Source organism: Ruegeria sp. CL5 (genome assembly GCF_056536485.1).
In genome coordinates this window covers 284,228-297,363 of the sequence record NZ_JBQFPS010000005.1, presented here as the reverse complement: position 1 = coordinate 297,363, position 13,136 = coordinate 284,228, and the positions used below count along the sequence as shown (strand labels likewise).

14 protein-coding genes are annotated in these 13,136 nt (G+C 56.8%); 1 reads left to right on the top strand and 13 read right to left on the bottom strand.

What is annotated here, in order from left to right:
- Window positions 1-18: 18 nt before the first annotated feature.
- Window positions 19-513: a DUF1579 domain-containing protein gene (locus ACR0IU_RS11385; RefSeq protein ID WP_480716333.1), complete on the top strand. Its 495-nt coding sequence runs from the start codon at window positions 19-21 to the stop codon at window positions 511-513.
- Between the two features lie 293 nt (window positions 514-806).
- Here the strand turns inward: ACR0IU_RS11385 and ACR0IU_RS11380 are convergent, their stop codons facing one another.
- The 13 genes from ACR0IU_RS11380 to ACR0IU_RS11320 all read right to left on the bottom strand — a co-directional run bounded on the left by ACR0IU_RS11380 (window position 807) and on the right by ACR0IU_RS11320 (window position 13,104).
- On the bottom strand, window positions 807-1,502 hold the full coding sequence (locus ACR0IU_RS11380) for an RraA family protein (RefSeq protein WP_480716332.1): 696 nt from the start codon (window positions 1,500-1,502) through the stop codon (window positions 807-809).
- A complete protein-coding gene (locus tag ACR0IU_RS11375; RefSeq protein ID WP_480716331.1) occupies window positions 1,499-2,194 on the bottom strand; it encodes an alpha/beta fold hydrolase in 696 nt (231 codons plus the stop codon). Before ACR0IU_RS11375 ends, ACR0IU_RS11380 begins: the two co-directional genes overlap by 4 nt.
- Complete coding sequence (locus ACR0IU_RS11370) at window positions 2,191-3,315, bottom strand: cobalamin-independent methionine synthase II family protein (protein WP_480716330.1); 1,125 nt, start codon at window positions 3,313-3,315, stop codon at window positions 2,191-2,193. Before ACR0IU_RS11370 ends, ACR0IU_RS11375 begins: the two co-directional genes overlap by 4 nt.
- A gap of 10 nt (window positions 3,316-3,325) precedes the next feature.
- Window positions 3,326-3,928, bottom strand: a complete 603-nt coding sequence (locus tag ACR0IU_RS11365) for a class I SAM-dependent methyltransferase (RefSeq protein ID WP_480716329.1) — start codon at window positions 3,926-3,928, stop codon at window positions 3,326-3,328.
- On the bottom strand, window positions 3,925-4,890 hold the full coding sequence (locus ACR0IU_RS11360) for a cupin domain-containing protein (RefSeq protein ID WP_480716328.1): 966 nt from the start codon (window positions 4,888-4,890) through the stop codon (window positions 3,925-3,927). Before ACR0IU_RS11360 ends, ACR0IU_RS11365 begins: the two co-directional genes overlap by 4 nt.
- Before the next feature lie 192 nt (window positions 4,891-5,082).
- The gene (locus tag ACR0IU_RS11355) at window positions 5,083-6,072 is read right to left on the bottom strand and encodes a nuclear transport factor 2 family protein (protein WP_480716327.1); all 990 of its coding nucleotides are present in this window, start codon (window positions 6,070-6,072) and stop codon (window positions 5,083-5,085) included.
- Window positions 6,069-7,112: a LacI family DNA-binding transcriptional regulator gene (locus tag ACR0IU_RS11350; RefSeq protein WP_480716326.1), complete on the bottom strand. Its 1,044-nt coding sequence runs from the start codon at window positions 7,110-7,112 to the stop codon at window positions 6,069-6,071. Before ACR0IU_RS11350 ends, ACR0IU_RS11355 begins: the two co-directional genes overlap by 4 nt.
- Entirely contained in the window at window positions 7,112-7,876 is a 765-nt protein-coding gene (locus tag ACR0IU_RS11345; RefSeq protein WP_480716325.1) for an SDR family NAD(P)-dependent oxidoreductase, read from the bottom strand. The genes ACR0IU_RS11350 and ACR0IU_RS11345 overlap by 1 nt, the downstream gene beginning before the upstream one ends.
- On the bottom strand, window positions 7,876-8,928 hold the full coding sequence (locus tag ACR0IU_RS11340) for an ester cyclase (protein WP_480716324.1): 1,053 nt from the start codon (window positions 8,926-8,928) through the stop codon (window positions 7,876-7,878). The genes ACR0IU_RS11345 and ACR0IU_RS11340 overlap by 1 nt, the downstream gene beginning before the upstream one ends.
- A complete protein-coding gene (gene hisD / locus ACR0IU_RS11335) occupies window positions 8,925-10,256 on the bottom strand; it encodes a histidinol dehydrogenase (protein WP_480716323.1) in 1,332 nt (443 codons plus the stop codon). Before hisD ends, ACR0IU_RS11340 begins: the two co-directional genes overlap by 4 nt.
- A gap of 10 nt (window positions 10,257-10,266) precedes the next feature.
- Complete coding sequence (locus tag ACR0IU_RS11330) at window positions 10,267-10,797, bottom strand: ester cyclase (RefSeq protein ID WP_480716322.1); 531 nt, start codon at window positions 10,795-10,797, stop codon at window positions 10,267-10,269.
- A gap of 128 nt (window positions 10,798-10,925) precedes the next feature.
- The gene (locus ACR0IU_RS11325; protein ID WP_480716321.1) at window positions 10,926-12,080 is read right to left on the bottom strand and encodes a carbohydrate ABC transporter permease; all 1,155 of its coding nucleotides are present in this window, start codon (window positions 12,078-12,080) and stop codon (window positions 10,926-10,928) included.
- A gap of 1 nt (window position 12,081) precedes the next feature.
- Window positions 12,082-13,104, bottom strand: coding sequence for a carbohydrate ABC transporter permease (locus ACR0IU_RS11320; RefSeq protein ID WP_480571573.1), 1,023 nt, complete (start codon window positions 13,102-13,104; stop codon window positions 12,082-12,084).
- Window positions 13,105-13,136: the final 32 nt, after the last annotated feature.

Below are 13,136 nucleotides of genomic sequence, written 5' to 3'. Positions count from 1 at the left end.
GGAAAAAAAGGAGAAGCCATGCACACCGATCGCGACCCCGAGGCGACAACCGCTATCCAGAATGATTTTGACTTCATGTTCGGGTCTTGGACCGTACAGCACAGACGCTTGAAGGAGCAGTTAACCGGCTGCGATGACTGGGAGGTTTTCGCAGGCCTTTCGCAAACGCAGCCAATCCTCGCAGGCAATGGAAATGTTGAAGACAACCTTGTCGAGCTTCCTGGACAGCCTTATCGCGCCATTGCCTTACGCAGCTTCGATCCAGGTTCAGGGGAATGGGCGATCTGGTGGCTCGACGGTAGATCGCCCCACAGGCTTGATACACCGGTAAAGGGTGCATTCACAGGAGATATCGGAGAATTTCGCGCGCATGACGTGTTGAATGGGCAGCCCGTCATCGTCAGGTTTCTTTGGAAAAAAGGGGCGGTTCCGCGATGGGAACAAGCTTTCTCGACTGATGATGGAGCCACTTGGGAAACCAACTGGACGATGGACTTCACACCGATTGCCTAACGAAAGACCGAGTTCTGTGGGATAACGGACTTTGGAACCGAGCGCAGCATCGGTCAATCTGGGCTCTCTATTGCCGCGGGAACAATTGCAGCATTGGCGATATTGGGTCGTGCCGAAGCTTTCGAGGACGACCCACAGCGGCCTTTCGAAGTTGAGTTTATTTCTGCAACGCGGCTTGTTCCGACATGCCATTTTCAGAGTTTCTCATTGTTGCACAAAAAAACAGACAGTCACGCCTTAGCTGTACATTTTCTATCCACTCAACCGGCATTCAATTTGATTGCCCTCTGCACTCAGACTCTGGCTTTTTCAAAGGCTGCCCATGCGGTCTCGAACGCTTCGAAATTAAACTCCGGATGGCGGGCTGCGACCAAGACAATAAGCTCTGTCGACAAAAGCTTTTGTATTGCAGCTTCTAATCGATCGATGACATCCTCGGGCACGACCAGCGCACCATGACGGTCGGCATGGACCAAATCGCCTGGATTAACCGTCAGGCGAAAAACTGAAACCGGCGTATCAATCTCGCGGATGTGGACGAAACCGTGGCTCGGCCCAACGGAACCGGCAACGACGGGAAACCCCTCGGGTAAGTCGCCGAGATCGCGCATTACGCCATTGGTCACGACACCAGAAATTCCGAATCCCTTGTGGACAGAGGTATTGATTTCACCCCAATAGGCGCCAATGCAATCCGGATAATCCAAGTCCTCAATCACAGCGACACACGGGCTGGGCGCTTCGGCCATGTATTTGTAATAGGCCATGCGCCGGGCTTTGATGACGTCAGACGGCTCGGTCGGCGGATTGACAGCCGCGATTTTGGCCGTGCGCGCATAGCCGACGATCGCAGGCTCTTCGGGCGCTGAACACTGCATGGTGCCGCGTGTAAAATCGTCAAACCCGCGCTTGCCCTGCGCCACTTCGATGGCATTGCAGACGGTGGGGGTGTCGACCTTGCGAAGCAGGGACAAAAGGGATGGGGTCATGTGTCCTCCAGCCAGCGGATCAACGCCGCTGTGGTTTCTTGTGGTTGTTCCAATGTCGGGAGGTGCCCTGCACCTTCAATGATCTCTAACGAGCTGTGTGGCAGCAGATCATGCATCATCTGGTGGCGCTCGACAGGGCACAACTTGTCTTCGCGCCCGCACAGGACCAAAGCCTTCCCGGTATATGCCATCAGGGTCTTGCTTTGGTCCGGGCGATCCATCAAAGCCTTTGATTGGCGCAGAAAAACGTCTGGGCCCAAGTCTGTGGCCATCGCCATGCAAAGATCCAGACTAGCCCTCCGAGTAGGTCCGTCCGCCAGATAATTGGGTTTCATCTCGTCGCGCATCACCGCCCTCAATTTACCGTCGCGAACTGCTGCCATTTGAGGGGTACGGCGAGCTTTGACTTCTGGTTTTTCAGCCAGAGGGTTGGTGTCGAGCAACGCCAGTCGCGAGACACGTTCAGGTGCCTGACGCAGTACTTCCATCGCCACGATCCCCCCCATCGACAAGCCTGCCAGCGCATAATTGGGCGGCGCATTTTGCAGGATGTCAGCCGCCATTGCCTGCACACTGTCGTGCCCGGACAACGGGAATGTCATCACGGGCCTGCTGCCCGACAGAGCATTGATCTGCAGGCCAAAGAGGCGGGCATCGCACATCATACCCGGCAAGAAAATCAATGGTGTCATGCCGAGGCCAGCTTTACCCCCTCAGACAGCGCCGACAACTTGGCATAGGCAATCTGAGGGTCGACTGCACCGAATCCCGCGAAGGTGCCAAAGCCGCAATCGCTGCCTGCAATGACCCGATCTTCGCCAACGATTTGTGTAAAGCGCTCGATCCGCTGGGCCACCAATTCGGGATGTTCGACAAAATTAGTGGTCGTATCAACCACGCCGGGCACCAGAATTTTGTCATTGGGTATCTCTGCCCTGCGGTTGCGGAACACCGTCCACTCGTGGGAGTGGCGGGGGTTCGAGGTTTCGAACAGGACATAGCGCGATTTGGTCGCCATCAGGGTGCTGAAAACCTTGTCCATCGCAATATCGCAGCAATGCGGGCCCTCGTAATTGCCCCAGCAGATATGCACCCGCACACGATCCTGCGGGACATCTTGGAGCGCGTGGTTCAGAGCCTCAACATGCATGTTGGCAATCTTGATGAACTCATCGTCCGAGAGATCGGTGAATAGCATATGGCGTGACAAGGCGAGATCAGGGCAATCCAGTTGCAGATCCAAACCAGAAGCCACGATGGTTTCGTATTCCTCTTTCATGGCGTCGGCCAACGCCGCCAAATATGCCTCGCGCGTTGAGTAGAAGTCGTTCTGCAAAAACAGCGAGATCACACCCGGTGAAGCCGCGTTCATAAATCCTCGCTCGGCCCCGTGCCGCGCCATCGCCGCTTTGAGGTTGGCAATGTCCTTCTCCAACTCGCCTTGCCCTTTTGAACGCACCTTTCCGGTGCACATCGGTCGTGCGTATTGGGGTGTGCCACCGTCATCAGCCAGCCGTTGCAGAAAGCTGGGGAACATCTTCAAATCGGCCGGGGCATTGCGCGGGCTGTCACCAGAAAACCCGGTGTATCGATCCTTGACATAGGTCGCGTAGGAGATCTTTGAGGTCTCGCCGTCACTGACGATATCGATACCGGCCTCAACCTGTTTGCGTACTGTTTCTGAGACCCCATCGGTCATGCAGGTATCAAACGCCGCCGCATCGTAGGGTTCGCCGTTTTCACGGGCGAATATGAAATCGACAACGTCTTGCGTTCGGGGCAGAGACCCAACATGTGTGGTTTTGATTGCCATCAGAACCTCCTTACAATTTTCGTGCCATCAGGATCGTATGGCTTTTGGTTTCAGGATCTTCGGCGAGATACCCGGTCATTAGCAGTCCATTTTCTTCAAGACACGTTGCGTAGCCGGCTGGGGTCAGCGACGCGTGGTAGACGAGTTCCGACCCCACACTGCCACCTACCTCCCCGGCGCGAGGACCTACGGTCAGCATGAGCATCCCACCGGGCCGCAAATGCCGTGCCATGCGGACGATACAGTCTTTTTGCTTATCCGCGGTCAGATGGAAAAAGCTGTTCCAGGCGATGATGCCCTCGAACTGCTGATCCAACTCAAAATCCCGGATATCCGCATTTTGCCAGTCCCCATCCGGCCAACGATCCCGGGCAAGGGCCAACATCGCATCGGAAAAGTCCGCACCCGTTACTGCGAATCCCTGAGCCATGAACCGGCGTGCAATCGGGTCCCCCGTGCCACAGCCCAGATCCAATACGTGGTCACCTCGCTTGAGGCTGGCCGTGAAGCGCGCCAGCCAGCGCGCTTCGAACAGAGCCTTGGAGCGGTGCTTGTCATATTCCGTGGCTTGCCGCTCATAAACGGCATGGGTGTTGTCAGGGTCAGCGGTCATCCTGTCCAGGTCGCTCCTGCTGGGTCATCGGTTGCGGTGATCCGATACACGCCCGCCTGACCGGTCATGGAAGGTATCACGCTATAGGTTTCACCGGGCAATACCAAAGCCGTATCACCGGAGGACAAGGTGGTGTCATGATCGTCGATCGAAACACGCCAGTGGCCGCTGGCGGGCATAAGAGCCACAGGTTTTTCGGCCACAACTGGTTCGGTCACAGCAGACCCACGCCCAAGGAAATCAACTTCGAACCCGGGCTTATCCTTGATCATCCCGTTTTCGCCGATCACCTGCGCGGGCTTGTTGGCAGACAATGCCATCAAGTCCCAATACCGCGCGACGTATTTGCCGACGACATCCTCAACAGGAACTTCGGGGTAATCCTTCAACTGCTCTTCGGTCAGCAGAGGCATCGGGCGTACGTTGTGAGGCAGGTTTTGGCCCTTTTTCGAGTCGTATAGCACACCATTGTCGCCCAACATCAGCCCATGCGCCTGCGCATCTTCGATGACCTGCGGGGCCCAGGTCACTCCACCGCCCGCGTCGTCACCGCCAAGAATCGACATGATCATGCCGTAGTCCTGACCGACATTTTCGAAACCGCGGAAGATACCGGTCGGGATGTTGAAGATATCGCCTTCCTCCGCGATGAACTCACCAGCGGTGCCATAACGACCCCAGAAAAACCGCCAACGTCCTTTGGCAACAAAGAACACCTCGGCCGTCGTGTGGCTGTGCAAAGAGTTCCGGCACTTTGGCGGCTGGCCCGCTGCACCGATATTGAAGCCAATCTTGTCCGTGATGTGCACGTGCTGATCCGGGGATTCTGAGACACCTCCGCCGATGATTGTAAAGTTCTCTTTCTGATCGCTGCCCGGGGTATGGGCATCGATAAATGCGGTTTTGCACGGCTGCAGTTCGCCATAGCGAACAATTCGGGAAGAGATGGTTGATTTCGACATTTTGTAAGTTCCGATACTACGTTTTCAGGAATGGTGATTTGCGTGCGTTTGCGGCACACACTCTCACTCCCCTGGCGGACGCAGATTCAAACGCCGAGCGCGCAGGCTTTGGCGGTGTATATGGAAACGCCGAAGAGCCCCGGTCTCACGCAGGCCATCCACAAGGATGCGATATGCGACCGGGCGCACCACTCAAACCTCACCGCTCTGCAACAGGATCTGCTTCCAGACCGAGGTTTCATCGAACAGTGTATATTCGCGACGCAACTGCGGTTGGCCGCCAATCAGGGCGCCAAACTCGGCGTGGCTGATGCCTAGGACATACACCTGTGCACCTGTCGGTGCGCCAAACACGCCCCAGCCGTCATGTTTGCCCCAAAGTCTCCAGCGGATCGCAGCGCGGGGTGGCATATCGGGGTCGTCGCGCCCGATCTGATGCTCGATCTTGAATTCAGCATTCGGGAAGCTCGCCCGCAGACCCATCCAGAAACGGTCGACCGCATCCCAGCCATGACCAGTCACACCGCCCACATATTCCGATTGAACCGCGCGGTCATATTCTACCTCGATTGCACCCATATCGGCATTCATGATCCGGGTCAGAATGTCGGCGTAGCGTTGGCCCCATTCGTTGTCGTTTCCACGGGCCTTGTATGGCCCAGGCTGATCGATTTCGGGGGTTAGGGGTTTGACACAGGGTTCTGGGCCACCCTCGCGGGCAATCAGATCGGCAGCATAATCCTTTGGATCCCATCCCATCTGGCGAACGATGGCGCCCTGATCGCGGATCAGCCATTCGTCGTTAATCTGATTATTAATTGCGTGGCAATCGGCCAATATCCGATAACGCAATTTTGTTCCGGTAGGCTTGCCGTAAACGCCTTCGGCCAGATGTGTTGCCGTTGACAGAATACGATGAGAGCTCAGCATTCCTTCTTCGGGTGATCCGGACCAGATTACATCCTCGCCCAGCAATTGCCGATCCGGAAACTCGGCCAAAGTCGCCATTGTCGCGCCGATCACGTTCTGATTGCCCAGAACCACCGAGCCGGGTGAGCGCACGACGATGTCCGGGCTGTAATAGTCGTGCAGTGTCGCGATACCCCGGTCCTCCCAAATTTCTTTGGTGATACCGATGATATAATCGGGAAAATCCCGGAACTTGGGATCAAAGCCTTTCATGTATTTATCCTTTGCGGGGTCCAGCCTTTGGGCAGCCGTGCCGAGGTGCGCACGATCAGCGGCCCATCAATTGCGACCTTGCGTGCCGCAGCAGCTGTCGGGTTTTCAATATGGTCCAACAAAGCGTCAACGGTTTCCGCGACCATCAGGTTGGCCCGCTGACGAATGGTGGTGAGGTTATAGGCAAGCCACGCAGCCTGTGGGACGTCGTCGTATCCAACAACGGAAACGTCTTCGGGTACGCGCATTCCCAGTTCGAACCGGATGACGTCCATCACAGCAAGCGCCATGTGATCATTTGCGACAAATACCGCGTCCGGCCGTTTCTGCGACTCGACATCGAACATACGGCGTGCAGCCAAGCGCGCGTTCTCGGTGTGAAACTCTCCGATATCGTGAGCGTACAGTTCCTTGCCCGCGTCGCTGAGTGCGGCCCGGAAGCCAGCCTCGCGGTCTCGCTGGGTTGAAGCACCCTGCCACCCGGCTATGTAAGCGATCCGGCTGTGACCGGCTGCAATAAAGAACTCGGCCACCTTGCGACCGCCCGCGTAGTTATCCGATGTGACCGAGGTGATCCCGTCGATATCCTGACTGCGGTTGAACAGCACAACAGGTACACCTGCCTGCTGGCACCGCGTTGCGATATCGGACGACATGGCAACCGAGGCAAGAATAACGCCATCAACCTGATAATCGAGGATTTCCTCCATCACAGTGTCAATGTTTCCAGCTGTTCTGGAGGCCATGAAGATCAGGACGTGATAGCCCTGCTCCTGCAACTCGTTCGACAATTTTTCAAGAGCTTCGGGGTAGAAATAGTTATCCAGATAAGCGACCACCAAACCGATGATGCGGCTTTTTCCCGACACCATCGCACGCGCCAGCACATTGGGGCGATAACCCAGTTCAGCGGCGGCCTTTCGCACTTTCTCTTCGGTCTTTTTGCTGACCGAGGCACCGGGCGTGAAGACGCGGCTCACCGCGGACTGGCTGACCCCTGCAAGCCGGGCGACCTGAAGTGATGTTACTTTCTCAGCCATCAGTCTGCCGTCCAACCTCCGTCAATCAACATCGAAGTGCCGGTTACCAGCGCCGAGGCGTCCGAGGCGAGGTAGCGGACTGCGCCCATGATATCCTCGACCTCTCCTACACGGCCCAGCTTGATCTTATCCATGATCCAAGCGGCGCGTTCGGGGTTATCAAAGGTGGATTGAGTCAGAGGCGTTCGAATGAAAGTCGGGCAGACCGTATTGATCCGGATGCCCTCTTTGCCCCATTCGATGGCCATTGATTTGACCATGCCTTCCAACCCGTGTTTGGTCGCACAATAAAGGGCCCGATCCACCCCTCCGACATGCCCCATCTGGCTGGAAATGTGGATGATAGAGCCGGGGTTACCAGCCGTGATCAAAGCACGGGCAGCGTAGGCCGAAAGGAAATAGGCAGACCGCAGATTGACGCTGGTGACAACATCGAAATCCTCCGGCGTTGTCTCAATAGCTGCACTGTGCCGGGCGACTCCGGCCGAATTCACCACGACATCAAAGCTGCGAGTCAAGAAAACCTGCTCTAACGCGCCCAGATCACCTTGATCCAGCACAAGGGCCTCGGCTGACCAGCCCTGCCCCTGCAGAGCAGCAACGGTGTCATTCAACCGGTCCTCACCTCTGGCCGCGCAGACGACATGCGCGCCTGCCTCGGCCAAAGCCACCGCACAGCCCTGCCCGATGCCTGACGAGGCGCCGGTAACGAGGGCGGTTTTTCCGCTCAGGGAAAACGAAGGGGTGCGCGGCAGGTCGGTCATCAGTTCATTCCATCCGGTATTTCAATGCGGCCCATATTGCGGGCCTTATTGAATTCCCGCAGACGGGCAAAGACGTCAACGCCAAGCTGGCGATAGGCATCCAGCAAATCGACCAAAACCCAGTTTTCACGGATGCGCCCGTTTTCCAGCCGCCAGAAATCGAGGCTACGCATCGTGATTTTCTTACCCGAGGGTGCGATGCCCATCCAGCCATCGTGCGTAACAGTCTGAATCATGTTGGGCCAACCGGTCACGGCGGCATATTCGCCATCACCAAAGAAATGATAGGTGATGTCGTCCACATACTGCCCCCGGTCCGGCATCCCGTTCAGGAACGGGATCTGGTGCCAGTTTCTGAAGCCTGCATAACCGCGACCGGTGCCGATGCCGGAAGGCCCGTACCAGTTCATGCGCGGATGCCAGAACCGCTCCATCTCCATCACTTCGGGGCCGCCTTGGGACGGATGTTTCTTGAGATACTCCAGCATGTCGATGATGTGCTGACAGGTCTCTTTGCCTTTGGCCTCATCATACGGGCCGGGCACGATCCCGTCCTGTTTTGCCGGCCCCGGCACATGCCATTCGTGACCAAGGCTGGGCGCCATGGGCCAGGCACCCGCCTGCATCATCACCTCGGGGATATCCCAAAGCGCTTGCATCTCAGCGATTTTTCCATTTTCGAAACGGTAAAACTCATGGAACCGCATGGTAACCTGATGACCGGTTGGCGGAATATCCAGCCATGGGCCGATGAATGTGCCAGTATAGTAGCCTCCGCAACCCACCCAATCGGCGCTGAATTCATCTGGCCCGGCCATGACAATATAGTCGCGCCGTTCCAGATCGGGCCAGGCGCCCAGCAGGTCCTTGTAGGCGACATCGTAGAAGGCATCACTGCCAGCGCTGTCGCCGAAGGGATGGCACAGGTGAAACTTAGCGTTTGGCGAAGTTACCTCTGCCAATGTTTTGCGAACATCTGCCTCGGAAAAGTCGTACATTGCAGCTCTGAGCGGAGCAATCAGGGCTTTGTGTTGGGTGTGCTTGTCGCTCATTCAGCAGCGTCCCGGTATGGGGCGGGTTCTCCATAGGGCACATTGATACCGCCATAACGCCGTACACGGATATTGCATTGCTCAGCATGGCCCACAAAACCTTCCAGCATACACAGGCGCGAGCCGTATTCACCGATCAGCGTCGCCGCCTCATCGGTCAGAACTTTCTGATAGCTGTGAGTTTTCAGATACTTACCGACCCAAAGTCCACCGGTATAACGACCTGCCTTCTTGGTTGGCAACGTGTGGTTGGTACCAATCACTTTGTCCCCGTTCGAAACATTGGTGCGTGGCCCAAGGAACAGCGCGCCATAGCAAGTCATGTTCTCAAGGAACCAGTCGTCGCGATCTGTCATCACCTGCACATGTTCCGAGGCAATGTCATCGGCGACTTGTAACATCTCATCATAGGTGTCGCAGACGATCACCTCGCCATACTCGTCCCACGACACCTTCGCAGTACCTGCGGTTGGCAGGATACCCAACAGACGGTCCACCTCGGTCAGTGTCTCTTCGGCAAGCTTGCGGGAGTTGGTCAACAACACACAGGGGCTGTTATAGCCATGCTCGGCCTGCCCAAGAAGATCGGTTGCGCACAGTTCGGCATCTGCTGCGGTCTCATCCGCGATGACCATGGTTTCGGTGGGACCTGCGAACAGATCAATGCCGACACGTCCGAACAACTGACGCTTGGCTTCGGCCACAAAGGCATTGCCCGGGCCGACCAGCATATGCACAGGGTCGATCGTTTCGGTGCCCAACGCCATCGCGCCAATGGCCTGAATGCCACCCATGACATAGATCTCATGCGCGCCGCCCAGATGCATCGCAGCGATCACCGCCGGATTCGGCTTGCCATTGAACGGAGGCGTGCAGGCAATGATCCGTGGCACACCCGCGACCGAGGCGGTCGCCACCGACATATGCGCCGAGGCCACCATCGGGAACTTGCCGCCCGGAACATAACAGCCGACCGACTGCACCGGGATGTTCTTGTGCCCCAGAATGACACCCGGCAGAGTTTCCACCTCAATGTCCAACATTGAATCGCGCTGGGCTTGCGCAAAATTGCGCACCTGTGCCTGCGCGAATTTGATGTCAGCCAGTTCCCGGTCGGTCAGCTGACCAATCAGGCCGTCAATCTCGTCCTGAGACAGCCGGAATGACGCCGGAGAATAATTGTCGAATTTCTCGCTCAATTCACGCACAGCCGTGTCGCCACGCAGTTCGATATCTTTCAAGGTCGCTTCGACAACAGCACGGGTTTTGGCGTCATCCTCGGCCCGGTCAGCGTCAGATTTGCCGCGTTTTAGATACTCGATTGCCATTCTTAAATCCTCAGTTCTCGGGCCGGGGCGGGGTCTTTTCCCCCCGGTCAAATGCTTCCCAGCCTTCGCCGTCGAAAATGTCCACGCCCAGCTGAGCCGCAACATGGGCAAAATCGACATTCACCCAGTTGTCGACGATCTTGCCGTCCACGACTTTCCAGAAGTCCATGTACCGGATCTCGACGCGTTTGCCGGTGGGGGCGATGCCCAGAAACTCACCCGAATGGGTCGCTTCCTGACGGCCAAAAGCGGCTGCCCATTCGCCCATGTAAAGACGTGCCTCGTCTATGCAGGTCTTGTCCGAAAACGCGGCCTGAAACGGGCGCTGCCAGTTGTCCTGAAACTCTTTCAGGCCGGTCTTTGTCCCGCAGCCCTGATTGCCCATCCAGCGAAAACCGCCAGCGAAGAATTCACCAATATCGTCGATGCGGTGGTCGTTCAGTCCATCCACCATGGTTTCGATCACACGGCGCGTGTCTTCGGTCTTGCTGAGATCCGTGTCACGGGTCAGAACCGCTTGTTCCGGGCGGGATCCTTTCATTTTTCATGTCCTTTCAGTTTGTCCAGGGAAGAGATTGGGGAAACGCGTCCCAATGCTCAGAAAGTCCCTTGGCATCCTGTTCAACGCCGGATGGCGAGACATGGCGTTATGTCGGGCATTGTTGCTCATCAGCCTTTGACCGCTCCGGCTGTCAGGCCGCTGACGATCTGGCGCTGGAAGATCAGCACAAGGAAGATCAGCGGAGCGGTGATCGAAACGGCGGCGGCCACGGCGACCACCTGATCGGTTGTGGTCGTCTCGCGATTGAACATGCCGACGATGGCGGGAACCATGGTCTGGTTCTGCGCGTCAAGCAGCAGCGCTGTGACCAGAAAGTCGTTATAGGCCAGCAGGAAGCTGAACAGCCCTGTGGTGATTACACCCGGCCACATCACCGGCATGATCACACGGCGGAAGGCCTGGAAGTGGCTGCACCCGTCGACGCGGGCGGCCTCGTCCAGTTCGGCCGGGATGTTCAGAAAGAACGACCGCAGCATCCAGATGGTGAAGGGCTGGTTGATGGCCACGAGCACAGCAATCACCGCGAAGGGTTTGCCGTAGAGCGTCGGCGCGTTTTCACCCAGAATAGGGGCCAGCCATTCGGCCGAGTTGATGAAGACCGGCAGATAGCCCGCCACCAGGACCGAGTGCGGCAAAGCGCGGAAAACCAATGCGACGATCAAAATCCAGAAGGCCAGTGTCGATCCTGATCGCGCCAGACCATAGCCCGCCAGCGTACCCACTGTCAGCGAAACTGTTACCACGCCAATCGTGACAATCAGCGAGTTTTTGAAGTTGTTCGAAAAGCCCCGGTCGATCCAGACCGTCTTGTAATGTTCGGTGGTCAAGCCCAGCACGTCCCGACCCAACGGCCCAAACCACGGGTTCAGCACGCTCAGAATGGCAGGCAGAATAACAAAGAAGACCAGCAGAAATCCGACCAGGACAGCCAGCACCCCAATGACCCACCCGAAACATTCCTGCCCGGGTTTCGAGTAAGATTTCACCATCGACGGCAGGATTTTTGTTGAGATCACAATCGTGGCCCAGATCACCGCGATGCCAAAGATGATATCCAGCAGCGAAAGTCCCTTGCCACCGCCCAGCGTGGCCGGACCAAAGATCACGTTCAACGCATTGCTGTCGAAGGCATCAACCGGTGACTTGAAACTCATCACCACGATCCAGAAAATCGGGAACGCCGCGATCAGGCACCAAAGCGCCAGAAAGATGTTCGAGGTCAGTCGCAGGCTGAAAGGTTGGCGAAGCGCACGCGAGGACATGTCAGTGACCTCCTTTGTGATCGCGCCAGGTGCGGCGCAGAGGCAGGATAAGAAGGATGACGACACCAATCATGGTCAGCATCGAGTTGGCCGAGGCCCGGCTGATCGACCTGTTGCCCGCCTGATCCGGCGTCAGGTAATCGAAGGTCAGCCATTGCAGCGAGATGACATAACCCTGGCTCGAGAAACCGACGATTTCTTCGAAGACGCGATAGCTGTCCATCAGGTGGATCATCGCCACAAAGATGATCAGGGGCATCAGGTGCGGAATGACGATGTACTTCAATCGCTGCCAACGCGTCGCCCCGTCAATCACTGCGCTTTCCAGGCTGTCCTGATTGACCGTTTGCAGCCCGGCGTAGAAGATGATCGCCGCGAATGGGGCCACGTGCCAGACGCGATAAAGCATCATCAGAATTTCGATGGTCCAGGCCTGCGCAAACAAAGCGATGTCGCGGTTCAGCCACCATTCCATCATTGCAGTGAGGATACCGTCGCCCCGGAACAGCCAGTTGATCGACAGCACACCGATCACAGGTGTGATGATGAACGGCAGCAATGAGACGAAGATCACCGGCCCGCGGATTGATCGCGCGGCGTTGTTGATCAGGATTGCTATCCCAAGCCCGCACCCGACCACCAGTGGCAGCGTGATCAGCGTGAAGGTCAGCGTGAACCGTAGCGCCTTCCAGAAGTTGATCGTCGAAAGCACCTGCCAATTGCCATCGCTGATGGCGCGCCACGCCCGTTCCGGCTCCAGTACATTGCGATAGCTTTGCAACCCGACATATTCGGTTTGGGTAATGATCTCGCCATGTTCATCCAGCTTCGGTTGCGAAACCTGCTCGGTCACGCAGGTCTGCGTCAGAAATCCCGGAGTACAAGTTTCCTTTTCGACCGTCTCATAGATCGGCTGGGTGACGTAAAAGCTTTGCTTGAACACGCTGACCAGCGGGAATGCGATGAAGAGAAGCATCATAAAGACAGAGGGGCCGACAAAGGCGGCAAATGTCCGGAAATTCATGGCTCTGCCTTTCTCATGGTTCTCGAGGGAAA

What these genes read in the sequence shown, in the direction of transcription:
- ACR0IU_RS11385 (WP_480716333.1), top strand. Translation starts at nt 19, where the DNA reads ATGCACACCGATCGCGACCCCGAGGCGACAACCGCTATCCAGAATGAT.
- ACR0IU_RS11380 (WP_480716332.1), bottom strand. Translation starts at nt 1,502, where the DNA reads ATGACCCCATCCCTTTTGTCCCTGCTTCGCAAGGTCGACACCCCCACC.
- ACR0IU_RS11375 (WP_480716331.1), bottom strand. Translation starts at nt 2,194, where the DNA reads ATGACACCATTGATTTTCTTGCCGGGTATGATGTGCGATGCCCGCCTC.
- ACR0IU_RS11370 (WP_480716330.1), bottom strand. Translation starts at nt 3,315, where the DNA reads ATGGCAATCAAAACCACACATGTTGGGTCTCTGCCCCGAACGCAAGAC.
- ACR0IU_RS11365 (WP_480716329.1), bottom strand. Translation starts at nt 3,928, where the DNA reads ATGACCGCTGACCCTGACAACACCCATGCCGTTTATGAGCGGCAAGCC.
- ACR0IU_RS11360 (WP_480716328.1), bottom strand. Translation starts at nt 4,890, where the DNA reads ATGTCGAAATCAACCATCTCTTCCCGAATTGTTCGCTATGGCGAACTG.
- ACR0IU_RS11355 (WP_480716327.1), bottom strand. Translation starts at nt 6,072, where the DNA reads ATGAAAGGCTTTGATCCCAAGTTCCGGGATTTTCCCGATTATATCATC.
- ACR0IU_RS11350 (WP_480716326.1), bottom strand. Translation starts at nt 7,112, where the DNA reads ATGGCTGAGAAAGTAACATCACTTCAGGTCGCCCGGCTTGCAGGGGTC.
- ACR0IU_RS11345 (WP_480716325.1), bottom strand. Translation starts at nt 7,876, where the DNA reads ATGACCGACCTGCCGCGCACCCCTTCGTTTTCCCTGAGCGGAAAAACC.
- ACR0IU_RS11340 (WP_480716324.1), bottom strand. Translation starts at nt 8,928, where the DNA reads ATGAGCGACAAGCACACCCAACACAAAGCCCTGATTGCTCCGCTCAGA.
- hisD (WP_480716323.1), bottom strand. Translation starts at nt 10,256, where the DNA reads ATGGCAATCGAGTATCTAAAACGCGGCAAATCTGACGCTGACCGGGCC.
- ACR0IU_RS11330 (WP_480716322.1), bottom strand. Translation starts at nt 10,797, where the DNA reads ATGAAAGGATCCCGCCCGGAACAAGCGGTTCTGACCCGTGACACGGAT.
- ACR0IU_RS11325 (WP_480716321.1), bottom strand. Translation starts at nt 12,080, where the DNA reads ATGTCCTCGCGTGCGCTTCGCCAACCTTTCAGCCTGCGACTGACCTCG.
- ACR0IU_RS11320 (WP_480571573.1), bottom strand. Translation starts at nt 13,104, where the DNA reads ATGAATTTCCGGACATTTGCCGCCTTTGTCGGCCCCTCTGTCTTTATG.